Raw genomic sequence first — 23,636 nt, 5'->3', positions numbered from 1 at the left:
GAGATTATGTTTAAGGACCACATGATCGTTGTAGCAGAAAAAGAGTCGTTTATAGTGAGGGTGCTTGTAGGGAAAGCAAAGGATGCGGGTGTCAATTGCGAATTTGTTCCCTATACTATTGATGACATCAATGCTCACATTGAGGGGGTAAAGCTGATCACCCTGTATATGGATGATTCGCTGATTGTGCAGGAGGATGTACTGCACTATTTAACTGACGCCATGAATGAGAGGGAAATGCAAATGATCCTGATCGGCGAGCAGCTGGATATTCAGCAGGTTACAGAACACATCCCGCCGCACCTGATCCACAAAGTGTTCCCGCGTCCTGTAGATAACGCCGGTTATCTTAAAACTGTGACGAGTTATTTTGAAAAAGAGCGAAACGGTGACTTCAAGAAGAGCATTCTTGTTGTGGATGATGATCCCAATTACCTCAATCTTGTCCGCGAATGGCTTAAAGACACATACAAGGTATTTATGGCCAATTCCGGACTGCAGGCAATAAAGTGGCTTGGAAAAAACACTGTTGATCTTATTCTCTTAGATCATGAGATGCCTGTAACCAGTGGACCACAGGTACTTGAAATGCTGAGAAGTGACGACGAGACGAAGTCGATACCGGTAATGTTCCTCACCGGAAAAAGTGACAAGGAAAGCGTTATGCAGGTGGTTTCATTGAAACCTGAAGGGTATTTTCTTAAAAGCATTCAGAAGGATGAGCTTCTGGAGAAGCTTAACGAGTTCTTTATTCTCCGCAAATAAAAGGGTTGCATATGATATTTGGCTTTTTGAAGGAGTACCAACTTAATATCATGCTTCTTTTGTGTGGTGCATGTGGGATGATGGCCATTCTGCTTCTTATTACGAGATTTTTGGATAAGAGGAGGAAATGGACTCTTTTTACCATGGAATTAGTTGCCTTCTTCCTGCTTTGGTTTGACAGACTTGCATATATTTATGCCGGGGATGTCAGCAGCAAGGGTTATATTATGGTAAGAGTCAGCAACTGTGCGGTGTTCGTCCTTACATCGGCTGTAGTTTTCTCTTTCAACTTATATCTACAGGATCTTCTGACCGGCGAAAAAGAGCAGAAAATCAGATCTAAGCGCCTGACGGCGGTGGGTGTAGCGTCCTTTTTTGGAATGGTTCTGGCAATCGCATCTGCATTTAATGACTTTTACTATTATTTTGACGCCAACAACACATACCACAGAGGGCATGGATTCCTCGTTGCTTATATTATTCCCATAGTATGCCCGCTTGTACAGTACACTGTCATCAGGCAGAATAAAAAGCATTTCAGCAAGCTTATTTATACCTCATTGGTTCTTTATATCTTTGTTCCGATAATATGTGGAATCCTGCAGATATTCGCATATGGAGTCTCAATAGTGAATATGGCCATGGTAGCGGTTTCTGTAAGCCTGTACATCTTCACTTATCTTGATATCAACAATACAGTTGAACACGCTCATACCGTAGAACTGCAGAACATGCAGGGGGAGCACCAGCGAATGCAGAGGCTGTTCGATCAGACTGCCAAGGCTTTTGTATCTGCGGTTGAGAAAAAAGATGATTTCACCAAGGGCAATGCGGTAAAGGTTGCGGAATATGCAAGAAAAATAACCGCACGCTGCGGCCTGGACAAGGAAGAGTGCGACAAGGCGTACTATGCAGCGCTTCTTCATGATGTCGGGCTCATTGGACTTCCCGATTCGGTCATTAAGAATGAAGAGGATCCGGGTAAATGGGATGTGGAGACCTTCAGGCAAAAGCCTGCCATCGGAAAAGAGATATTGTCCAATATCACAGAGTTCCCGTACCTGAGTGTGGGCGCTTATTACAGTCATGAGAGATATAACGGAACCGGATATCCGGAGGGTCTTAAAGGTGAGGACATACCTGAGATCGCCAGGATAATTGCTGTCGCAGATGCCTATGTCACAATGACAAGTAAAAAGAGATATCGCGATGCCAAGCCCGATTTCGTAGCCAGAGAAGCCTTTGTCAAAGGAGCCGGAATTGAGTTTGACCCTGAGTTTGCGGGACTTATGGTCAAGATCATTGATGAAGAATCAAGCGGTAAGCAGCATGACGATATATCACTGGTAGAAAAAGAGCTCACCTGCGATGCTTACAGAGATAACATCTCAATGGGTATTCCTGTGAGTGGTAACATAATCAGGATCAGATTCAAAAGTAAAGACAACAGGGAGTCAGAAAGCAGCTTTGGCGGCCCATCGATCATCCTTTTTGACTCATATGACAGACGTGTTCATGACAACAAAAAAGCCATTGAAGCATATCATTACGTTGAATATGGGGAGATATGGTTTGATGACAGCAGCATAACCACTCATGCAAGAAGGATAATGGAGATACAGCTTGATGATGCTGCGGGATATGAGAAGCTTGGAGATGATGAATATGAGATCATTGCAGCCAAGTATGATGATCATGTCAAAATCATCATGAGAGGACCTCACCACGAAAAGCAGGATATCATTGCGCTTACGGATGGTTCGACTTCAGTATATATCGGTATCACAGGCGAAAAGTGTGAAATAAGCGGTATTACCATCGAGCAGACAGATGAAGTCGTTGACGAGAAATCCATACCGAGAATATCCGATGAAATAAGCTATATCGATCATATGGAATCTGACATCAAGAACATACAGATAAGTCAGACCAGATCAGCTGCCACAGAAGGTATAGAGCTTAAAAACAGGCTCAGGATCAATTTCCATGCCATGAGTTTGCCTGTAGCGAGCTTTATCTGGCACTGCCCGTATATTGCAATTTTTTCTTCCGATGACGGACAGGTTTTCGGTGAGAACTACCATGAGTACGCACTTATCAAGATCAATGGTGAGAATGAGATCAAGGATCATTATTCCGAGAACGAGTTCACCATGAAGAAAAAAGATAACTTCCCGGGCTGGGAAGAATGGAAGGAGAAAAACAAAGAAGGAGTAGAATGTGAAGTGACCTTTGAGCGCAAGGGCAACAGCATTATCACAACCACAGAGAATCTCGGTATTTACATTGAAAATGTTACTGTGATAAAAGAGAATCCGGCCAAGATTTACGTGGCTCTTACCGGTGATCGAGTTGCATTGACAGACATAAGAATCAGATAAATGTGACAGCACCCTCAGAACCCTGTGTTTAAGCCATTTTCGTGTGTGATAAATCTGTGACATTTCTTTTGCTAAGATAAATACATAATAAAGAGCAAGAGAAATGGAGGGTTAAGAAATGATGATACTTGATATGATTTTAAGAATGTTCGGAATCTACAGGAAGAGATATATCATCTGCCCTATACATAGATGAAATATTACATAAGAGAAGGAGGGAATAAGCCATGGACAGTAAATACGAAATGAAGTATATTGAGGATAACAACGATATCTCAGCTGTTGCTGATGTGGACATTCAGAGAATTGAAGATGCGCTTTTACGGTTTGCAGATGATGTGATCAAATCCTGATAATATAAACGGCCCTATAACCGATTGGTTATAGGGCCTGATTTATTGTAATATGAATTATTTCTTCTTGCCGTTAACAGCTTCTTTAAGAGCCTTGCCTGCTTTGAATTTAGGAACTGTAGCTGCGGGAATCTTGATAGCCTTGCCTGTCTGAGGGTTCTTGCCTGCCCTGGCTGCTCTCTTAGCTGTCTCAAATGTTCCGAATCCAACTAACTGAACTTTGCCTTTTTTCTTAAGCTCTTTTGAAACAGCATTGGTAAATGCCCCAACTGCTGCGCCAGCATCCTTCTTTGAAAGACCTGTCTGCTTTGCGATAGCTTCGATAAGTTCTGCTTTGTTCATAAAACTTCTCCCTTCTTGTGCAAAATGGCGTTAACTTGTAACCGCTTATAAGAATATTGTAGAAGGGTTGCGCACCGAATGCAAGAGGAATTATAATATACATATCTACTTTTTTTAGTGTTTTTGCAGATTATACACTACATTCTGAAACGAGGTGGCGGCATATGGCAGATAAATTGGATCTTTTAAATCAACTGGCAGCATCAATGGGCGCAGGGGATTTTGCGAAGACCAAGTATGAAGATTCAAAATATGACCCGGAGACAGGAACGCTGTATTGTGACGGAATCATGATAACCAAGCCTGTTATCGAAAAAGCAGAGCAGCATTTCAAGGCACTTAAATCCAAATGCAGTTATAACGATCCGGCTTCCAGAGAGATGGCCATGATATATCAGGTTGCTCTTGAGGGAATAAAGATAATGAGGGCCAGCGGCCAGGAGACTATGAAGGAAGACAAATCAGACAATACTTAAGATGCAAAGCCGCATGAATACTAAGGGTATCCATGCGGCTCTTCTTTTAATATAATGTAGTTGGACATTCTTTTTCTTTATCCGGAGGAAAATCAATGCTTGAATACAATATTGTGGTTGTGGACGATGACCCGGTCAGCTTAAATCATGCCAAGATGCTTCTCGCAGAAGAAAAAATGCATGTGACCTGCGTCAGTTCAGGGAAGCAGCTTATGAAGTACATAGAGAACAACACACCGGATCTGATTCTGCTTGATATTATGATGCCTGAAATTGATGGGTTTGAGACGTACATCATGATCAGACGTTTTGAAGAACACTCAGGCAGGCCCAAGATCCCGGTTATTTTCATATCCGGAGAAGATGACAGTGAAGTTGAAGAGATGGGCCTTGTCATGGGTGCATCTGACTTTGTCAGAAAACCGCTCAACAAAGATGTCCTTATAAGACGTATCGATAACTCAATCAAAAACAGCAGAAGGATGGAGAACCTTGAGGAAGAGGCCACCGTTGACAGGCTCACAGGTCTTTTGAACAAGGCAAAGGGCACTGAGCGTGTATCCAAGCTGTGTAATAGAAAGAACGGCGCTCTTATGATCCTGGATCTTGACAGCTTTAAGCTGGTCAACGACCTGTTTGGTCATGAAAAAGGAGACCAGATACTGAAGGCGTTTTCGGACATTTTGCGCAAGAATTCCCGAGAAACCGATACTCTGTGTAGAATCGGCGGTGATGAATTCATGGGATTTTACGATGACCTGACGCAGGAGAGAGCTGTCAGATCCCTGACCAATCGTCTTAACAAGCAGCTTCAGACAGCAGCCGGGAAAATCCTGGGAGCGGATCATGGAATTCCACTGGGGATATCCATAGGTGTTGTCATGATTCCCGAACATGGCAGAGAGTACAATGACCTTTTTGCCATGGCGGACAATACGCTTTACAAAGTAAAGCAAAACGGCAAGCATGGCTATGCGATTTATGGCTCTGAAAGCGCCGGCGACGGTAATGTAGAGTGCACTGAGAACAGGCTCGATCGTCTGGTTCAGATATTGGAGGAGAGGAACGACAAATCAGGAGCTCTGCTGCTTGGAAAAGACTATTTTTCAGCGGTTTACAAGTATATCATGCGCTTTTACAGAAGATATGGAGGAGATGCGGCAATTCTTTTGTTTGAGCTCGATACCGATGACACTGACGCCCAGCATGTCATGGAGATTGATGACCAGTTCTGCAACGTTGCGGAAAAGACCCTTAGAATGAGTGATATAATGGTGCAGAACGGGAGTCTGAGTTTCCTGATCATGCTTACAGAGTGCAGCAAGGGAGATATAGAGAAGGTTATCAACAGGATAACGAATCTGTTCCATGATACGGAGCAGGGAAAAGGCGTAAAAGTAAATTATGTCTACAAATACAATACAGCTAAGGGAGAGACCAAAAGAGACTGACTATGAATATTTATATTGACTACGATGACTGTCTGTGCGAGACAGGCAGGCATTTTTCGCAGCTTGTGAAAGAACTTTTCGACTTGAATGTGCCCTATGAGGATATCAGGGATTTTAATCTTCAAAAGACTTTTTCACTGACAGATGAGCAGTATGAGAAGATGATGATCGAAGGGCATTCGTCAAAAGTTCTTTTATCATATGACGAGACCCCCGGGGCCGTAGAGACCATCAGGGGTTGGATTGATAAGGGACATGAAATTTCCATAATCACAGGACGCCCGTACAGTGCATATGAGGCATCCAGGCAGTGGCTGGATGAGCATAACCTCGCCGATGTCAAGCTGTACTGTCTCAACAAGTACGGTCGAGACAGCTTTATCAAGAACAGTGATTTCAGTCTTGAGCTGGAAGATTATTACAAAATGAAGTTTGATGTGGCCATCGAGGATTCTCCGGCTGCATTTCAGTTTTTCAGCCATCTGCCGGAACTGAAGGTCTTTGTCATTGACCGCCCATGGAATCAGGGATGCGAGCTTCCCGGAGATAATTTCAGGCGCTGCTATGACTGGGAGACCATCAGAAAAATGGTGGAAGAATAGGGCTTTGTATGGCAAGAATTCTGTGTTTTATCATTATTATCCTGGAACTTATAGCGTTTAAAAAGAGCCTTAAGTGGCACGGGCTCAAGAAAAACTTCATCTTTTACACGCAGATTTCCAATCTGATCACACTTATTTCTGCAATACTTCTGGTGATCTTTGGGGCAAAAGAGCCTGTGGAAGTGCTGCGATATCTCAGTGTATGCATGCTTGTCATGACCTTCTTTGTGACGGCATGTATCCTGGTTCCTATGTCGGGAAAGGCGAGGGAACTTCTCTTTTCCGGAAGCGGTCTTTACCATCATCTTGTAATTCCCATTGTTTCTACGCTTACATATGAGTTTTTTGAAAAGAGAGTTTCAGTGGCCTGGGTGTGGCTTCCGGCTGCTGTAACGCTGGCTTACGGGCTTATTATGCTGTATTTCAATTACACAAAACGTATTGAAGGACCGTATCCGTTTTTCCTTATAAGGAGCAACGGAGTTAAGATGACCGTAGTATGGATGGCCTGTCTGTTAGCGGCGGTGAGCGCAATGTCTTTTGCCGTAGGATTTCACGGACCTAAGCGGTCTGATGTGAAGTTTATCTTCGTTCACGGGCTTTCCGGTTGGGGGAGCTATGACGCACAGTATGAGTATTTCCCTTATTGGGGGACTTCCCACGGTGATGTCATAAGATACCTGAATGAAAAGGGATACGAGAGCTATGCGGCTTCTGTCGACCCCAAGGGAAGCGCCTGGGACAGAGCCTGCGAGCTATATGCGCAGCTTACAGGGACAAGAGTAGACTACGGAGCAGCGCACAGCAAAAAGGCAGGGCATGAGCGATTTGGAAGAGATTATTCGGGAAATGCTTTGGTGGAGGATTTTGAGGGTTCAAAGTTTGTGCTTTTGGGACATTCCTTCGGTGGAGTTACTGTCAGGCTGTTTTCGGAGATATTGAGGAATGGGGCTGAGCAGGAGATTACGGCTACGGATCCCGCCGAGCTGTCAGGCTTCTTTAAGGGAGGATCCGGAGAGGGGCTTTTGGCGGTAGTTACACTTGCTGCACCAACCAACGGCACTACTGCTTACGATCTGTATGAAGATGAGTCATTTGATGTGTCTAAGATAGAAGTGCCTGAGGAGTACATCGAGAAGAGCAAAGCCATGTCCAATGTATCCACGCCTGTGTATGACGGGAGAGAGCTATGGGACTATGCTTCGTTTGATATGCATATTGATAATGCGCTGGCGATAAATGAGAGCATTACTACATTTGAGGATGTTTACTATTTTGCATATCCATGCGCATCGACCAGGGTGCGAGATGACGGGCTGTTAGAGCCTGATCCGGCGATCACGGAGAGCCTGTTTATGAAGGGATCCACGTATATGAGCAGGTACACCGGAACGACTGCAGGTGGATTCTATGTCGATGAGTCCTGGCAGCAAAACGATGGCCTGGTGAACACTGTTTCTGCAGGTGCGCCTATCGGCGCGCCATCTGCCGAGTATACAGATGGCGCGGCTATAAAACCCGGCATCTGGAATGTCATGCCCGTCACAGTCGGCGACCACATGTCTCTTCAGGGCGGCCTCACCAAGCGCGTCAACGTCAAGCCCGTCTACCTTAATCTTGTCCAAATGCTCTCTGGTCTTTGATTCTGAAAATGGTCCCCTGACCCCGTCCCCCAGGGGTCATTTTTGGTCCCTAGGGACGGAGTCAAGGGACCATTTTAGAGCTACATTTTCGGTTGGCTGCTTTTTCTACGCCCACTGGCCACTTTTGTTTGTATAGGTAGAAAGAAATATCATTACAATTCATTTGATCTGAAATTTTCTACGCCCATAAGCCACTTTTTACTGTATAGGTAGAATAATCTCTTCGACTTTCTACGCCCATAGGCCATTTTTGTCTGTATAGGTAGAAAATAACTCTTTATGCAAATTTTATCTTGTTGGCTTTCTACGCCCACAGACTATTTTTTTTCGTATAAGTAGAAAACACTGTCAGGGAATATTTATGCAAATTTTATCCGCCAAAGTATAGCAATTTAGAGGCGTAGAATTTAGAATTAATGGGAGCATCAGAATACATAGTTATGCAGAAATTTGCAGAATATATCTGCACAAAATATAAGACATAAAGTAAAGCATAGGAGGACCATCGTGGATAATTTCAGATTTTATGCACCCACAGAGGTGATTTTTGGAAAAGAAGTTGAGAAAGAGACGGGGGAAACCGCCAAAAAATACGGAACCAAGGCACTTCTCGTATTTGGAAAGGGGAGCGTTGTAAAAAGCGGTCTCCTTGAGAGAGTCGAGAAATCTCTTGCGGATGCCGGAATTGCGTATCAGGAATTCGGTGGAGCCAAGCCAAATCCTACGCTTGCTCATGCCAAAGAGGGCATAAGAGCAGCTCTTTCATTCGGAGCCGACATGATAATCGGTATAGGCGGTGGAAGTGCGATAGATACAGCAAAAGCCATTGCTCACGGGGCTGCAAATCCGGAGAATGACCTTTGGGAGCTCTGGACCAGGAAGGTTCCGCTTACCAAGTCCCTTCCCGTGGGAGCTGTGCTCACAATAGCTGCGGCAGGAAGCGAGATGAGCGATTCCGCAGTTCTTACCAACGAAGAAATCGGCAAGAAAGCAGGCATAAATACTGACTTTAACAGATGCAGATTTGCTATCGTCAATCCGGCGCTGGGTGCAACCCTTCCCAAGAATCAGATAGCAGCCGGAGTTACAGACATCATGATGCACACAATGGAGAGATATTTCATCCCCGACAGTCACTGCGACATGACAGACGAGATCGCAGAGGGGCTTCTCAGAACAGTCATCAAAAACGGCAGGATTGCAGTAGAAGATCCCACCAACTACGACGCAATGTGCGAAGTTTTCTGGGCATCAAGCCTTTCACACAACAATCTCACAGAATGCGGAAGAGGCAAGGATTTCTCGGTGCACAAGCTCGGACATGCCCTTTCTGCGCGCTATGACGTAACCCACGGTGATTCCCTCGCAGCAGTCTGGGGTTCCTGGGCAAAAGAGCTTTACAAGGAGGCACTTCCTAGATTTGCCCGCTACGCAAGAAAAGTATGGGAAATAGCTGAAGCAGACGATGAAAAAGCCGCAGTACTGGGTATTGAGAAGACTGTTGAATTCTTTGGGTCCATCGGAATGCCTGTAAGCCTTCGTGACCTTGGAATCGAACCCACGGAAAAAGATCTTTCGGCTCTTTCACTGGACGCGACAATGCAGGATACAGTGAAGCTTTCAAGGATCAGACCTCTTGAAGCAGCTGACGTTAACAGGATCTATCAGAACGCATTGGGATAACAGTTACTTAGATGATAATGGGGGTATAACATGAAAGCACTTTTTATCGGTGGAACCGGAACCATAAGCATGGGAATAGTTAAGAGGCTGGCACAGGATCCTCAGTGGGAGGTATTTCTTTTAAACAGAGGAAACAGAAAGAGCGAAGTGCCGTCTTCCGTGAAACAAATAACAGCTGATATCAATGACGAAGCTGATGTAAAGAGCAAACTTGAAGGTATGACCTTTGATGTTGTCAGCGATTTTATCGCCTTCGATGTCAAAGCCGTAGAGCGTGATCACAGGCTCTTTTCCGGAAGAACGAAGCAGTATATCTTCATCAGCTCTGCATCGGCCTACAATAAACCTGCAGCTTCATACGTGATCACAGAAGGAACAACTTTGGCCAATCCATATTGGGAATACTCCAGAAACAAGATTGCCTGCGAGGAGTTTTTACTCAGAAAATACCGCGAAGAGGGCTTTCCTGTCACCATCGTAAGGCCCAGTCACACCTATGATGAGAGGCATATTCCGCTGGGAGTACACGGAAATAAGGGGTTCTATCAGGTTATCAGACGAATGCAGCAGGGTAAGCCCGTGATTATTCAGGGGGATGGCTCGTCTCTTTGGGCGCTTACCTTTAACAGCGACTTTGCGATCGGTTTTACGGGACTTATGGGTAACAGACACGCTATCGGCGAAGCATTCCAGATAACAGGAGATGAGATACTGACCTGGGATCAGATTTATGGTACAATTGCCGATGCACTTGGCGTGGAACTTAAGCCCTATCACGTATCTTCTGATTTCCTCAGTGAAGCGGGAGAGAAGTACGGCTACGATTTCAGAGGCGGGCTTTTGGGAGACAAGGCTGTATCAGTTGTGTTTGATAACAGCAAGTTAAAGAGACTTGTTCCTCAGATGACGACAAACATACCTTTCCACAAAGGCGCTCGCATGGCTCTCGATTACGTCCTCGCTCACCCGGATGAGTACGAGGAGGATCCTGAATTTGACAGGTTCTGCGACAGGGTGATCGAAGCCTTGGAGAAGGCAAAAGCAGAGGTTTGAGCCTTTCAAAATTTTTAGAATAGGAAATACAAGAAATACATGCTTCAAAAGTTATATGATTTTGCAAATAAAGGCGGTGTTTTAAGACGTGCGCTGGCTACATTTGCAATCCTTTCAATTATGGGAATAGGTGGGTTCATTGGTTTTTTTATTTCCATCTTCATTTGCATGGGAATAGAGTCTCTTATAGGATCAGATGCACTTACAACTTTAAATATTTTGCTATTTATGCCTGCCTGCACATTAGGACTGCCATTTTTAATGCTCGTCGGATTGCCACACAAGCGTAAAAAGAAAATACAATAGCAAACACAAGGAAGACAATATAGCAGCATATTAAGCTGGAATGACGTAGTAAAATACGGGGAGACACCGCATTTTGACAAAATGTTTGGCCATAAAAAAATAAAGGAGCTGTTAAGCGAGGAGACTTTTCATCTGCATATCTTTGAAGATGGGAAACAGGCGCGTTTTCTGAGTGTCAGTGAATCGGGCAAGTGGTTTTCATTACTTGGAGGCCATCTTCCGGTGGACCTTATATGCGGTTATAACAAACGAAAAGATGAGCTTTACACGATAGATGGCGTCATCATCAAACTTCCGGATGAAGCCGGGCTTTACAGCGTCAGAAGAGAACTTGAGAAGTTTTTCAGGGAAAGAGGATATTATTTTGAGCAAATGCCTCAAGGCGCCCGTGACGAGTTCCATGACAGCTTCCGCAAGCCGGATTCCGCCTTGGCCATCGAAAATTGGGGAACCATACGATATCAGTGGGAGAAAGAGCTGCTTCGTGACAGTAAAAAATATCCTGATAAGATTGCAAAATCGAACTTTTCCGTAATTGCCTATGATGGCAGCATCAGTACCGATATTTTTGAGAGGGTGCTCTCAGATTATGAGCTGGAACAAACAGTTAACGCAGTAAAAAACAATCATGTAGATATAAGAAAGTACCTGTATTTCAACGATTACAAGAATGAATACGCTGTCTGCAACACAATTGAGCTGTTAAAAAAGATCGGACAACCCAAAAACCTCGAGGGCTGCGATTTTCTCTTTGATTGCCTGGGCAACATCGATGAGCCGTATTTCTACATGGCAGTTAATCTGCTTAAGACTTATCCCAGACGTATGCGTGAGGAGAAGATGGAAGTGTATGCCAAGGCTGCTCACGAGAGCGGAGATGTCGAGAAGTTCGGAGGACTTCTTTATCTGGCAAAAGAGCTGAAGTACGACATTAAATATGTCGAGAAAATGAAGACTGGAGAAGAATCCCCCAAAGACGAAAAGGCAGAAGAAGCAAAAGAAGCCGCGCAGGGGCAGGTCATGCAGATGTCCAAATGAAAGGAGAAGCCGTTCTATGAGTACTAAGAAGCTTGGATTCGGAACAATGAGACTGCCACTAACGGATAAGGAGAATCCTGCCTCAATCGATATTGAGCAGTTCAAGAAGATGGCAGATCTTTTCATGGAGCGCGGATTTACTTACTTTGACACCGCTTATCCCTATCATCAGGAGCACTCTGAAGAAGCTGTAAAAGAGGCTGTGGTGAAAAGATTTCCCAGAGACAGCTTTATTCTTGCGGATAAAATGCCTATTCTCAGGGTCACAAAATCTGAGGATTATCAGGTCTTTTTTGATGACCAGCTAAAACGCTGCGGCGTTGAATATTTTGATTATTATCTGCTTCATAACCTGGGCAGAGACAGGTATATAAATACAGAGAAATTCGGTGGTTTCGGCTTTATCGAAAAGCTCAAAAAGGCCGGATATGTCAGGAAAATCGGATTCTCTTTTCATGATGACGCAGAAACCCTGGACAGGATACTTACAGATCATCCGGAGGTGGATTTTGTGCAGCTTCAGATCAATTACCTGGACTGGAACAGCATTGCAATACAGTCGGGACCCTGCTATGAGATTGCCAAAAAACACGGCAAAAAGGTGATGGTCATGGAGCCGATAAAGGGCGGCGCTTTGGTAAAGCTTCCGGAGGCAGCACTTAAGAAATTTGATGACTTCTACAAACCTATGAATGACCCGATGCTGACCCCTGCATCTCTTGCGATCAGGTACGCTGCATCTCTTGAGAATGTGCAGATTGTGCTCAGCGGAATGAGCGATCTGGAGCAGCTGAATAATAACACCTGTTATATGCAGAATTTCAAGCCTCTTTCCGAAGAAGAGTACAAGCTGGTGGATGAAATAACCGAGATTTTGAACAGCACGGGAACCATCCAATGCACCAGCTGCAGATATTGCACGGAAGTTTGCCCAAAGAACATCAATATTCCCGAGTATTTCGGTCTTTTCAATATGCACGTTGTAACCGGAAACAAGTCCAATATGTACTATGAGCGTTTTTCCATGAATCACGGAAAGGCATCGGATTGCATAAAATGCGGACTTTGTGAAAAGAACTGTCCCCAGCATATAAATATCAGGGACCGTTTGGTAGATTTTGCAGCACTTTACGAGCAGCAGTAAAACAACTAAAGACACAACAATATTTGGAAGAAAGCTCATAAACATGGGCTTTCTTTTTTTATGCATTTATGGCATTATTATTTGTGAAATAAAATTACAATAAATTGAAATAAATATGAAATTTTTACTCAAGGAGGAGAAATAAACAATGGCAATGACACTTGGTGAATTATTCAGCGCAGTAGTACAGATAATTCTTTTTTCCCTGATCCCCTTTATCTGGTGGCTTGTAACAGCCAGAAAAAAGGAGAGCTTCTTCTCATGGATCGGGCTCAAAAAACCGGTAGGAAACAGGCGGAATATATTGATCTGGATTGTTTGCGTATTTGTAATCTGTGAAGCTGCCGGGTTTCTCTTATATAATTTATTTATGAAAGCTGATTGGAATCAGCAAGGTTATGCCGGGGTAGGAGCTGCAGGGATTCCGGCTGCAATTATCTTTTCATACATTCATACTGCATTTTCAGAAGAAATCTTGTTTCGTGGATTTCTGCAAAAGAGACTTCAAAAGCAATTTGGCTTTGCTGTAGGTACATTTATTCAGTCATTCGTGTTTGGAGCAATCCATGTTGTGCTTAATCTTAGCAATATCAATTTAGTCCAGGGCATTGTTCTAATGGTAGTTCCTATGATCATCGCTGTATTTCTTGCAATTATCAATGAAAAGAAATGTGGAGGTTCAATTATTCCCGGCTGGCTTATACACGGAACGATGAATCTTATAACAAATCTTTCAACTTTATAGGGAAATGCAAAAAAGGTAACAGAAAGTTACTTCCTAAACTGACTAATAATTGATAAAATTGTTGTGGAAATTGAAACTATATTTCATATTGTATTGGCAATCTTATGGAGGGAAAAATGGTGAACAGGAAGGGTACAATAAAAAAGCTGGCTGCTGTCAGCACGGCAATGATGATGGCCGGAACAATGATCATGGCAACTCCGTTAACTGTAAGGGCATTTGATGATCCAAATCCTGCAGGATCTAACTTATATCAGATTCCTGAGGGTGAAACTCTGACTGATAATAACGGAACTGTCGAGATCAATCGGGGAACTGTCACAAATAACAATGATGGCGGAACAATAGGGTATAATTATGGAGAAGTTACGAATAACAATGATGGCGGCATAATTGGTAATAATAGTAATGCTGGAACTGTCATAGATAATAAAGGTACTATTGAGATAACTGATGGAACAGTAAGTGAAAATAATGGTGATATTACTAGAAATAGTTCTGGTGCTCATGTAACTATCAATAATGGAACCGTAGGGGAAAACAGCGCTGGATTCATAGACACCAATAATGGGACAGTTACTCTTAATGATGGTACATTGACATTAAATGAAGAAACCGGAGTTGTTGGAAGAAATGTAGCTCAGGTAAAAACGAATAAGGGCAAAGTTACTGAGAATGAGGGAACAGTAAGTAACAATTTTGGAACCGTAGAGATAAATGATGGCACAGTAACTAATAATTTCGGAACCGTAAAAAATAATAACCGTACAGTTGTGGGTAATTACGACAATGCCACTGTAGAAAACGGCAATCCTGCTGAAGTGCAGTACTGGTCAGTTACCATTACGGATGTCGGAAATAACACAGTTACCTTTGATAGATATCAAGATAATGACGCCAGTGATTTTGTACACAGAAATGCAACTGATAAGTATTATCTGGAAGATACTGTCGGATCAGGAATAATAAACATTTCTATTGCTGAAGAAAACAGGATATCAGATGCTCCTGTTTCTAATGCTCAGACAGCCACATGTTCATACGTTCTTACTCCAAACCAGAGTGGTGACGGTTATATCCTGACAGTCAGCTCTGTTACAGGAGTTACAAGCCTTACACTGGCACAGCTCGGACTTATCGCCAGAGCAATCCAGGGTGGCGGAAGCAGTAATCCTGATGATGAAAATGGTGGAAGCAACACATCAAATGGCGGATCAGGTGGTGGAAATATTGTCGTTGTAGTAGATGATTCCATCACAGTAGTTCCAAGTGAAGGCGAAAGTGGCAGCCAGTCATCCGGATCCTCATCAGCTGAGATCCCGACTGATGCCATCGCAGTTGCCCTTCCGGCAACAAGTCAGGCTACAGCAGTAGCAGCAGGAGGCCGTGAGGCTGCAAGAGCAATAACACTTAAGATGGCAAAGCTGACAGATGAACAGTACAAGGACGCTGTCATCAAAAACTTATCTGCTACACCGGCAGGCGGACTCTTCCGTTTGGAGACCGACAGGATCTCATGCTTTGACAGAGAAATGCTTGAAACTTTTGCCAAGATAAGTAACGTGGATATGCAAGTTCTTTTCCCTCTTGGAAGCAAAAAGATCAGCGTTGTGATCCCTGCAGGCTATGACATCAACAAGCTCCTTGACAACAAGGGCTACTGCGGATTCCTTCGCCTTCTTGCGCTCCTCGGCGGAGAGATAGTTACAAAATAATAAGTAAAAAACATATAACAAGTCGGATATCATGACATCACCTTTCACTCATGGTATCCGGCTTTTGTAATGAAGTTTCTTAATAACGTGTTAGCAAAATTCATGTATATGGATAGTAGTGGGAATAATTTGTCTGGTATTGTGTAGTGTCAGATTAACCTAAAACAGTAAAATATACATATACGAGAAAGCTCACAACCATGGGCTTTCTTTTTTTTCACATTTTACATTACTCTCCATTTAGGTTAAATTTTTAAAGCTAAAAATCGTAAAAAGCCGTACCATTTAAGCTATTTTTGTAAAAAGCCGTAATTTTAAAGATAAAAGTGTAAAAAGCCGAATATGAGTGCCAAGGATATAATTATGCCGATAATATTATCGTTATATAAACTTAATTTTATCGATAGGAGGTGCACTAAAAATGTATCGATACGAGGAACCTATTTTCAGGCTGAGAAGTTCAAGCTATGGCAGTAACTATTGGGTATTTCACAGCAGAAAACTTCGGAGAAGAGTAGCAGTATTTTCTAACCTTGAATATGAGAATATTCTTACTCTTGAGATGAATCCTGATGTGGAGTGGTACTGTGAATATCCTTTGGAAACTACTGTCTATATAGGAGGGAAGGAGTCAAAGGTTCTGTTCAATGCATGGGTAAAATATAAAGACGGAACAGAAGAATATCAAGGTGTTGCATATCTTTGCAGTTCTGATGATAGTAAGGATCATGTGAAGGTTGCCTGCCAGTCGGCGTGGTGCTTACAGAATGATGTCAATTTTGTATTCCGAAACGAAAAGAATATTGAAATAGGACCTTTCTATATCCGAAATATATCGCTTCTTGCAGCCAGGGCCAGAAGATTCACAGCTTGTGGATTAAATGCAGACAGGATCTTCCTAAGTTTTATCCAGGCAAAAAGGCATATATGTATCGGTGAACTTGAAAAGATGGGGCGCCTAGAAAAGTACAGAGCGCTGGATTATATTTCAGATCTGTACTATAGAGGATTGGTCACACTGAGCAATATGAATACAGACTGCATCTCTGCAGATACGGAGGTGATCTCCATTGGCTAATAAAAAATATAATATCGAAGAACTCCGCCAGGCAAGGAGCATGTGGACTGAACCGCTTATCAGTACTGTCCCTGAATCTAAAAGAAGTAGGTATATGCTAAATAAGCAGGCTGTAGATATGTACATAGATGGCGAATCTGTAAAAAAGATTACTGAAATGACAGGTATCCCCGGTTCGAGAATGGTATCGCTGATAGAAAGATGTCTTTCTTCAAATGATGCAGGGAATATTCTTGGATATCACGGTCTTTTAACAGGAAGTAAACCCTTTAGAGAAACGAGATCAGGACATGGCAGAGAGTTTGATCAGCTTCTGGAGAAGTATCCTCAATTGAAAGAGTTCATAATAGGGTGTTATTTTGGTGACAGGAAATATACGCTTGTCAGGAACATGAACATAACATCACTTCACAGGTTATTTCTTGAAGAATGCCGCAATCTTGGCATCACAGAGTGGCAGTACCCATTTACTACAGAAAACCGTGGATATGTCAGCATGTGTGCCTACGTCCATAAACTTGAAGCTGATAACATTTCTTTAAATACCAGAAGATTTGATAAAAATACTGCCCAGAAGCTTGCGTCTACAGGGATTGGGCACAGGCTTACAGTCAATCCGGTGGCTCCTTTTGCTACAGTACAGATTGACGGCCACATCATAGATATCGAATATGTAATTGATGTACCCAATACAGACGGCACTGTTAGCAAGGTTGTTGCTACAAGGGCGTGGTTAATAGCCGTGATAGATATAGCAACAAGATGTATCCTTGGATATTCCCTTTCTCAGGAATTTAATTACGACCAGTATGATGTCATGGATGCTATTAAAAATGCCATCATACCGAAAACTCTGCTGGATCTGACCATCGAAGGACTTCAGTATCCATCTAATGGCGGTTTCTATTCAACCGCGTTTTCTGATTTCAAATATGCAGTCTTTGATTCAATAATGCTGGATAATGCAAAATCGCATCTGTCAGCATACACGGTAGGAAAACTTGTAGATGAGCTTGGCTGCTGCGTTAACTATGGATCTGTTGCAACTCCCGAAACAAGAGGAATTGTTGAAAGATTTTTCGGAACGCTAGAGTCCAGAGGATTCCATATGCTGCCATCAACAACCGGGTCAGATACCAAAGATCCTGTCAGAAAAAACCCTGAAAAAAATGCAATAAAATATGATGTCACATATGAACAGATGACTGAACTGATAGATGTTCTCATAGCTGAGTATAATAACACACCCCATAAAGGGGTAGATGGACTTTCACCCTTAGAGTGCATGAGCTGCAAATTGTTTCAAGCAGGGCTTTACCCATATGTGGCTGACGAAGATATGATCATATCAGTCATAGAACGTCTGAACATGAGGATGGACAAACGCACTGTCAGAGGTAGGGCAGCACATGGCAAACACGCATATATTCAGTTTATGGGTACTGAGTATCGTAGCAAGATACTCTCTGCCACTGAACTCTACCTTGGACAGTCACTGACCATCCTTTATGACCCCAGGGATATTTCCAGTATTGAGGCATATGATCAGGATGGCAGATATATAGACACGCTTAAGGCAAGTGGGGAATTCGGTACAAAATCACATTCCGTCAGGACGAGAAAGAATGCCCTGAAGCTTGCCAGAGAGCGTGGGAGATCAAAACTAATATTTGATACACCGATAGATGCATATATATCAAGCCTTGATGTCAAGGGAAAGAAAAGCCGGAGAAACGCTACCAGGGCAGATATAGTCAGACGTGAGATTAGCAAGGGCATAGCAGCAGAACAGCAAAGTGATAATACATTTAACCTGGAGACTGTACGTAAAAAACAGGAAACTGGGGCTGTACTAAGATATGAAGATATTAAAGGTCTTTCACCGGAAGACCTTTATACGTTGATGTTCCAAAACAGAAAGGAGGGTTAATGCGTGTATTCTGCAAAAGAAGCTGTATCAGCTAATAATATATCAGAACAGTTCATATCACAGATGACTATCCGCTATCTTACTTCCCGTAAGCTTGTATTTCCGACTAAGAGCATCCTTGATGAAGAACGGAGAATCAATTCATGGCTCGGCATAGGAGCTTGTGGGAGTATTACTTATGGAAGAGCCAGGATAGGCAAGACGGTGTGCATGAACTATGTAGCTGAATCCATAAGAAATCAATATGGGAGCCGTGAAATGGTCATTATATGGAATGTGACTGATCACCCCGAAACTGAGAGAAACTTCTATGCCTCGATACTTATGGCTATGGGCTATGAATGTCCCAGATACAGTACCGCACTAATACTAAAAGAACGAGTTCTTAATGAGCTTATATTACGTGCTCACGAGACCCCCTTTAAGAAAGCAGTCATGTTCATTGATGAAGCCTGGAAACTAAGGGAAAAGGATTTTTACTGGCTTATGGATTTATATAACAATCTTAGCGGAAAAGATATCCAGTTATCTGTGTTCATGTACGGGACAAGGGAACTTAAGGATCTTAAGCATTCCTTTAAACTTCAGGGCAAAGATCAGATAGTTGGACGTTTCATGATCAATGAAAGCCAGTTCTTTGGTATACAGGATCCCAAAGAGCTCCAGTTCTGCATGGCTTCGGTAGATAAACTTCATGTTTGCATTACAGACTATGAAATATTATCGGATGGACTTGTGGATTTTTATTTTCCTTACGCAGATGGTAAGACCTTTTTTGATATCAGCAATGACTTCTGGGAAGCATTTCAGAGTGTAAGGATCCAAAAGAGGATTGCGGCAGAAGATATTCCCATGAAATATTTCATAGATTCACTGGTGATCTGCCTCAATAAGCATGGAAAACTGGGAAGCAGTCCAATTGCATTCCCTACGAGAAAGGAACTTGAAAGTTGTGTAGCGCTTTCGGGCTATGGTGAATCAGATGATGAATACACTAAATAAAGAGGATTTACTTTTTTCCAGAAAATACAGATGGGATAAAAAATGGGTGAGACCTTATGAATCCATATTCAGCATTCTTGCAAACTTTTGCAGGGTCAACATATGTTCAAGTAAACATGCGCTCAAAATGCTTGGAGCTGAAGCGACCAACGAGAAGAAATATATAGAAGGATTTCAGATGGATGGACATTGCAGAAACAGTTTAGAAACAATCGAGTGCCTTAATAAAATTTTGCCCCAGTGGTATATAGACAAAATGGAAATCTTTGCGCATATGGATTATAACACTGCAAGATCTTATTTTGGTACATATCATATGCGAATATGCCCCAAATGCCTGAAAGATGGATATCATAGCATAATCCATCAGTTCCATTATGTAAAGACCTGCCCTTTCCACCCGGGAACAGGGACGGATGGGAGATTTGTTTTTGAACATAATTTTTATCACGCTGAAGGAATCAGATGCAGTCCGTATGAGAAAGGGACAGGATTTAATGCTTATTTATTACCCCTTCCTTGTTGCAGGACTAATCCAAATGACTTTTATGATACAGATGTGATCAATAGATCTTTTGAAAAATATGGGAAAGTGTACACTTCAAATATAAGTTATCTTTATTCACCTATTCTTTCTAAAGAAGCAGATAAAACGCCTATAATATCGAAAATGTATGTTGATCGACGCCCGGAAACATATAATTGTTTTCAAGCGGGTTTCTTCACGTGGTTTAATCAGCAGAATGTAGTATATAACCCATTTGAGCGCATAAAGAAGTTCTTCCGTATTATGCCTGCAGAGTATGACTCTTATGATATGGTTGACTGCTTTTTATTCGCAAAATATATGTCTATCATAGGCAAGGGCATTTTCTCACTGTCAGAAAACGATGTTAACACCTTACATTACGTGGACAGTATCCGTGATTCGGATATGACACTGCTCGCAATATGCTTCACATGGATAATGCAGGGCTTCGAAGAGCCCGGTGATGCTATCAGCGCAGCCTGCCTTGGACACAACATCCGGCCTGTAATGCAAAGAAATTTACGGTCATATACTCTGGAAGATGTTACTTGTGTAGGTGGGATACGTTTTTACGAAATTGGCGAATCTGAAGCAGATAAAGTTTATCTTAAACTTTTCATCATGTCAGATATGATAGATGACCTATGGATCCAGTTCAAGAAATCAGCAACGTCTACAGGCGGAGTATATATATCTGATCCATGGAACACACTAATAATCCCGACATATCAGGTATTGTATCTGAAACATGAAGATATGTATGAAATAAGGAAATGCTAGCTGTTACTCTGTTGGAATTGACGAGGTAGGGCTAAAGTGTTATATTGTAACTAGAAAATAGTTGCAAGAGGAATTACTGTGCCAAAGAAATCAAAATTACTAGAAAAAATACTGTCCAAACCCGCACCGACAAGTTTTACAATAAGAGAACTGGACGCACTTATGAAGCAATGTGGCTGCGAAAAGTTCGAGGGCGGAAGAGGATCAGGAATAGGCTATTATCATGTTGAAACCAAGCGCATCCTTCAATTTGACGGTCCACACCCAGGCAATGAGCTGTACAGGTATCATGTAAAGATGGTCATAGCATTTCTTAAGGAAGTAGGTGAGATAGAATGATAAGTTCACTGATGGAATACAACGGATATCATGCAAAGGTAGAATTTGACCAGGAAGATCAGATTTTTATCGGTCATGTTCTCGGAATCAATGATTCTCTGAACTTTCATGGAGAATCGGTAAAAGAGCTTTCCCAGTCAATGCATGACTGTATAGATAATTACCTGGATTACTGCAAAAAGATTGGTAAAGAGCCTGAGCGTGAGTTTAAAGGCTCCTTCAATGTCCGTATTAAACCCGAACAGCACAAGAAAATTGCATTATATGCTGCCAATGAAGGAATCACAATAAACCAGTTTGTATCCAGAGCTATTGATGATGAACTGGACATCCTAGAAGGTTAGCCCAAAGACGCAATATTTTTGTTAATTCGCCGATTCGAGAACTGATAACTAAAGATGGATTTTATAATGGAAAGGCCTTGATGACAAGGCTTTTCTTTATTTGTTTCAACTATTAAAAAATAAGGGTATGAAACCTTTTCTGAGCAAATTAGATATGATGAGTTTAAAAAAGTTGTGGAGAAAATTAGGACATTATAATCTGTAGAAGTGATTCATTTCGCTGATTAGAATTCAGTTAAAACTGACTAAGACAAACTAAAGATTTAGGGGCTGAACTAAGTGATAACTATTAAAGAATCAACATATGATGATATCAAGAATATACAAAACCTGTGGGCAGATGAAGACGTCATGCAGTATATCTGGCCAGGAGGATTGCATGAGACAGGGGAAGCAGTACGAGAATGGTTAGATAGATTCATATCTGCAAGACCAAAGCAAAATCATTATTCAATTTTTGAAGATGGCAAATACTGCGGTGAGACTCAATATCGTATTGATTCGGAAACTAAAAATGCTTCTTTGGATATTAAGTTATTTGAATTTGCCAGGGGCCGAGGGATTGCAACGCAGGCGCTACTATACTCTATTCAAGAAGCTTTTAAACAAGGAGCTGAAAATCTGTGGGTTGATCCCCATCCAGCTAATGCCAAGGCAATAAATTTGTACCGTAAGTTGGGATTTATTCAGAAAGAAATGCCTGAGTATGTTATTGCTTTAGGAGAAGATCCTTCTCTTTATATTTACATGGAACTGGGTAAAAAAGAATTCAATGATAAGTTTGAAAAATCTTGCGGGGCAATAGTATACACTATAGACGGTGGAGTAATAAAATATCTTTTAGTTGAGGAAATGAGCGGATCTCACAGCTTTCCAAAAGGACATATGGAAGAAGGCGAGACTGAAATAGAAACTGCGCTTCGTGAAATAAAGGAAGAAACAAATCTGAAAGTCGAGTTAGACACTGAATTTAGAGCAAGCGAACAGTATACGCTTTCAGAAAAACCTGGAGTGACAAAGCAGGTAGTTTATTTCCTTGCTAAGTATAAAGACTCATCTCCGAGCATAACAAGACCAGACGAGGTCAAAGCTCTGAAGATTCTTAAACTTGAAGATGCTATCAATACCATAGAGTATGATAACAAAAAAGAGATGCTTAAAAAGGCTGATAGCTATCTTAAGAGTAAGGCAGAGAATACTTTTTAAATTTCAGTATATATGACAATAGAGAGGTTGATATGAATTTTCTATTTGTAGCACTTGGTGGTGCCTTGGGTGCAGTAGCGCGATATGCAATAAGTCTGATTCCTGTTAAGACTTATTTTCCGATATTAACTCTGATTACAAATATCCTCGGTGCCATACTAATTGGATTCGTTGTTGGAATTACCAGTAACCGAGAAAGTGTATCTGATAATACCATTCTTTTCTGGAAGACAGGGGTGTGTGGAGGTTTTACCACATTCTCTACATTTTCCCTTGAAGCTTTTAATTTGTTTGAGAAGAAACAATATATGAATGGCGGATTATATGTGGTACTGAGTTGTTGTTGCTGCATATTTGGAATTCTATGCGGAAAGAAACTTGCGACGATAATAAAACTTTGAATTTCAGGATAATGAAATAAGCAAATCGGGATTAGTGGAGTAGAACATGGATAAAAAAAGGGCTTTGTCTGGCGCCATAATATTTATAACCCTGATGGGAATCGTAAGTCTGTTTTCGGACATGACTCATGAAGGCGCCAGAAGCATATTGGGCGAATATCTGAACCTCGCAGGGGCATCCGCTGCAACCATCGGATTTGTGTCCGGTATAGGAGAATTGTGCGGGTATTCACTAAGGCTCATATCCGGATTTATAGCAGATAAAACGAAGAAATACTGGACATTTGTTATCACAGGCTATGTAATACAGGCTCTGGCGATTCCTGCACT

General features: G+C 42.1%; 22 protein-coding genes and 1 pseudogene. 22 read left to right on the top strand and 1 reads right to left on the bottom strand.

Annotation, left to right across the window (positions count from 1 at the left end; translation table 11 throughout):
* Positions 1–6 precede the first annotated feature (6 nt).
* The 3 genes from G590_RS19750 to G590_RS21770 all read left to right on the top strand — a co-directional run bounded on the left by G590_RS19750 (position 7) and on the right by G590_RS21770 (position 3,499).
* On the top strand, positions 7–765 hold the full coding sequence (locus tag G590_RS19750; protein ID WP_022766352.1) for a response regulator: 759 nt from the start codon (positions 7–9) through the stop codon (positions 763–765).
* A gap of 11 nt (positions 766–776) precedes the next feature.
* Positions 777–3,146: an HD-GYP domain-containing protein gene (locus G590_RS0114360; RefSeq protein WP_022766351.1), complete on the top strand. Its 2,370-nt coding sequence runs from the start codon at positions 777–779 to the stop codon at positions 3,144–3,146.
* A gap of 227 nt (positions 3,147–3,373) precedes the next feature.
* Positions 3,374–3,499 carry a hypothetical protein gene (locus G590_RS21770; protein WP_022766350.1) on the top strand — a complete coding sequence of 42 codons (126 nt, stop codon included), beginning with the start codon at positions 3,374–3,376 and terminating at the stop codon, positions 3,497–3,499.
* Between the two features lie 57 nt (positions 3,500–3,556).
* Here G590_RS21770 and G590_RS0114350 read toward each other — a convergent pair whose 3' ends face one another.
* Complete coding sequence (locus G590_RS0114350) at positions 3,557–3,841, bottom strand: HU family DNA-binding protein (RefSeq protein ID WP_022766349.1); 285 nt, start codon at positions 3,839–3,841, stop codon at positions 3,557–3,559.
* 164 nt (positions 3,842–4,005) lie between these two features.
* On the opposite strand from G590_RS0114350, the gene G590_RS0114345 reads away from it, so the two are divergent.
* From G590_RS0114345 to G590_RS19735, 19 genes and pseudogenes are all read left to right on the top strand, one after another.
* A complete protein-coding gene (locus G590_RS0114345; RefSeq protein ID WP_022766348.1) occupies positions 4,006–4,317 on the top strand; it encodes a hypothetical protein in 312 nt (103 codons plus the stop codon).
* Positions 4,318–4,412: 95 nt separating this feature from the next.
* Positions 4,413–5,768, top strand: a complete 1,356-nt coding sequence (locus G590_RS0114340; RefSeq protein WP_022766347.1) for a GGDEF domain-containing response regulator — start codon at positions 4,413–4,415, stop codon at positions 5,766–5,768.
* Between the two features lie 2 nt (positions 5,769–5,770).
* Complete coding sequence (locus G590_RS0114335; protein ID WP_022766346.1) at positions 5,771–6,370, top strand: 5' nucleotidase, NT5C type; 600 nt, start codon at positions 5,771–5,773, stop codon at positions 6,368–6,370.
* A gap of 8 nt (positions 6,371–6,378) precedes the next feature.
* Positions 6,379–8,013 carry an esterase/lipase family protein gene (locus tag G590_RS0114330; protein WP_022766345.1) on the top strand — a complete coding sequence of 545 codons (1,635 nt, stop codon included), beginning with the start codon at positions 6,379–6,381 and terminating at the stop codon, positions 8,011–8,013.
* 507 nt (positions 8,014–8,520) lie between these two features.
* Entirely contained in the window at positions 8,521–9,696 is a 1,176-nt protein-coding gene (locus G590_RS0114325) for an iron-containing alcohol dehydrogenase (RefSeq protein WP_022766344.1), read from the top strand.
* A gap of 30 nt (positions 9,697–9,726) precedes the next feature.
* Positions 9,727–10,749: an NAD-dependent epimerase/dehydratase family protein gene (locus G590_RS0114320; protein ID WP_022766343.1), complete on the top strand. Its 1,023-nt coding sequence runs from the start codon at positions 9,727–9,729 to the stop codon at positions 10,747–10,749.
* A 528-nt stretch (positions 10,750–11,277) separates the two neighbouring features.
* Positions 11,278–12,093 carry a hypothetical protein gene (locus G590_RS0114310; RefSeq protein WP_155828776.1) on the top strand — a complete coding sequence of 272 codons (816 nt, stop codon included), beginning with the start codon at positions 11,278–11,280 and terminating at the stop codon, positions 12,091–12,093.
* 16 nt (positions 12,094–12,109) lie between these two features.
* Positions 12,110–13,237, top strand: coding sequence for an aldo/keto reductase (locus tag G590_RS0114305; protein WP_022766340.1), 1,128 nt, complete (start codon positions 12,110–12,112; stop codon positions 13,235–13,237).
* A gap of 148 nt (positions 13,238–13,385) precedes the next feature.
* Positions 13,386–13,982, top strand: a complete 597-nt coding sequence (locus G590_RS0114300; protein ID WP_022766339.1) for a CPBP family intramembrane glutamic endopeptidase — start codon at positions 13,386–13,388, stop codon at positions 13,980–13,982.
* Between the two features lie 116 nt (positions 13,983–14,098).
* Positions 14,099–15,697 carry a hypothetical protein gene (locus tag G590_RS0114295; protein WP_022766338.1) on the top strand — a complete coding sequence of 533 codons (1,599 nt, stop codon included), beginning with the start codon at positions 14,099–14,101 and terminating at the stop codon, positions 15,695–15,697.
* A gap of 421 nt (positions 15,698–16,118) precedes the next feature.
* Positions 16,119–16,775 (top strand): hypothetical protein, encoded by a 657-nt coding sequence (locus G590_RS20845; RefSeq protein ID WP_022766337.1) that lies wholly within the window; start codon positions 16,119–16,121, stop codon positions 16,773–16,775.
* Positions 16,768–18,705 carry a Mu transposase C-terminal domain-containing protein gene (locus tag G590_RS0114285; protein WP_022766336.1) on the top strand — a complete coding sequence of 646 codons (1,938 nt, stop codon included), beginning with the start codon at positions 16,768–16,770 and terminating at the stop codon, positions 18,703–18,705. The genes G590_RS20845 and G590_RS0114285 overlap by 8 nt, the downstream gene beginning before the upstream one ends.
* A gap of 3 nt (positions 18,706–18,708) precedes the next feature.
* Positions 18,709–19,707 carry an ATP-binding protein gene (locus tag G590_RS0114280; RefSeq protein ID WP_022766335.1) on the top strand — a complete coding sequence of 333 codons (999 nt, stop codon included), beginning with the start codon at positions 18,709–18,711 and terminating at the stop codon, positions 19,705–19,707.
* Positions 19,688–21,016, top strand: a complete 1,329-nt coding sequence (locus G590_RS0114275) for a hypothetical protein (protein WP_022766334.1) — start codon at positions 19,688–19,690, stop codon at positions 21,014–21,016. The genes G590_RS0114280 and G590_RS0114275 overlap by 20 nt, the downstream gene beginning before the upstream one ends.
* A 78-nt stretch (positions 21,017–21,094) precedes the next feature.
* Positions 21,095–21,355: a type II toxin-antitoxin system HicA family toxin gene (locus G590_RS0114270; protein ID WP_013282470.1), complete on the top strand. Its 261-nt coding sequence runs from the start codon at positions 21,095–21,097 to the stop codon at positions 21,353–21,355.
* Positions 21,352–21,699, top strand: a complete 348-nt coding sequence (locus G590_RS0114265; RefSeq protein WP_022766333.1) for a type II toxin-antitoxin system HicB family antitoxin — start codon at positions 21,352–21,354, stop codon at positions 21,697–21,699. The genes G590_RS0114270 and G590_RS0114265 overlap by 4 nt, the downstream gene beginning before the upstream one ends.
* A 279-nt stretch (positions 21,700–21,978) precedes the next feature.
* Entirely contained in the window at positions 21,979–22,905 is a 927-nt protein-coding gene (locus tag G590_RS20840) for a GNAT family N-acetyltransferase (protein WP_013282472.1), read from the top strand.
* Positions 22,906–22,937: 32 nt separating this feature from the next.
* On the top strand, positions 22,938–23,306 hold the full coding sequence (crcB, locus tag G590_RS0114250) for a fluoride efflux transporter CrcB (RefSeq protein WP_013282473.1): 369 nt from the start codon (positions 22,938–22,940) through the stop codon (positions 23,304–23,306).
* Between the two features lie 46 nt (positions 23,307–23,352).
* Positions 23,353–23,636: pseudogene (locus G590_RS19735) on the top strand (MFS transporter); the annotation flags it as partial.

The organism is Butyrivibrio sp. XPD2006 (genome assembly GCF_000420865.1).
Classification (GTDB): domain Bacteria; phylum Bacillota; class Clostridia; order Lachnospirales; family Lachnospiraceae; genus Butyrivibrio.
This window is presented reverse-complemented; position numbering and strand designations above follow the sequence as displayed.

What these genes read in the sequence shown, in the direction of transcription:
- G590_RS19750 (WP_022766352.1), top strand. Translation starts at nt 7, where the DNA reads ATGTTTAAGGACCACATGATCGTTGTAGCAGAAAAAGAGTCGTTTATA.
- G590_RS0114360 (WP_022766351.1), top strand. Translation starts at nt 777, where the DNA reads ATGATATTTGGCTTTTTGAAGGAGTACCAACTTAATATCATGCTTCTT.
- G590_RS21770 (WP_022766350.1), top strand. Translation starts at nt 3,374, where the DNA reads ATGGACAGTAAATACGAAATGAAGTATATTGAGGATAACAACGATATC.
- G590_RS0114350 (WP_022766349.1), bottom strand. Translation starts at nt 3,841, where the DNA reads ATGAACAAAGCAGAACTTATCGAAGCTATCGCAAAGCAGACAGGTCTT.
- G590_RS0114345 (WP_022766348.1), top strand. Translation starts at nt 4,006, where the DNA reads ATGGCAGATAAATTGGATCTTTTAAATCAACTGGCAGCATCAATGGGC.
- G590_RS0114340 (WP_022766347.1), top strand. Translation starts at nt 4,413, where the DNA reads ATGCTTGAATACAATATTGTGGTTGTGGACGATGACCCGGTCAGCTTA.
- G590_RS0114335 (WP_022766346.1), top strand. Translation starts at nt 5,771, where the DNA reads ATGAATATTTATATTGACTACGATGACTGTCTGTGCGAGACAGGCAGG.
- G590_RS0114330 (WP_022766345.1), top strand. Translation starts at nt 6,379, where the DNA reads ATGGCAAGAATTCTGTGTTTTATCATTATTATCCTGGAACTTATAGCG.
- G590_RS0114320 (WP_022766343.1), top strand. Translation starts at nt 9,727, where the DNA reads ATGAAAGCACTTTTTATCGGTGGAACCGGAACCATAAGCATGGGAATA.
- G590_RS0114305 (WP_022766340.1), top strand. Translation starts at nt 12,110, where the DNA reads ATGAGTACTAAGAAGCTTGGATTCGGAACAATGAGACTGCCACTAACG.
- G590_RS0114300 (WP_022766339.1), top strand. Translation starts at nt 13,386, where the DNA reads ATGGCAATGACACTTGGTGAATTATTCAGCGCAGTAGTACAGATAATT.
- G590_RS0114295 (WP_022766338.1), top strand. Translation starts at nt 14,099, where the DNA reads ATGGTGAACAGGAAGGGTACAATAAAAAAGCTGGCTGCTGTCAGCACG.
- G590_RS20845 (WP_022766337.1), top strand. Translation starts at nt 16,119, where the DNA reads ATGTATCGATACGAGGAACCTATTTTCAGGCTGAGAAGTTCAAGCTAT.
- G590_RS0114275 (WP_022766334.1), top strand. Translation starts at nt 19,688, where the DNA reads ATGATGAATACACTAAATAAAGAGGATTTACTTTTTTCCAGAAAATAC.
- G590_RS0114265 (WP_022766333.1), top strand. Translation starts at nt 21,352, where the DNA reads ATGATAAGTTCACTGATGGAATACAACGGATATCATGCAAAGGTAGAA.
- crcB (WP_013282473.1), top strand. Translation starts at nt 22,938, where the DNA reads ATGAATTTTCTATTTGTAGCACTTGGTGGTGCCTTGGGTGCAGTAGCG.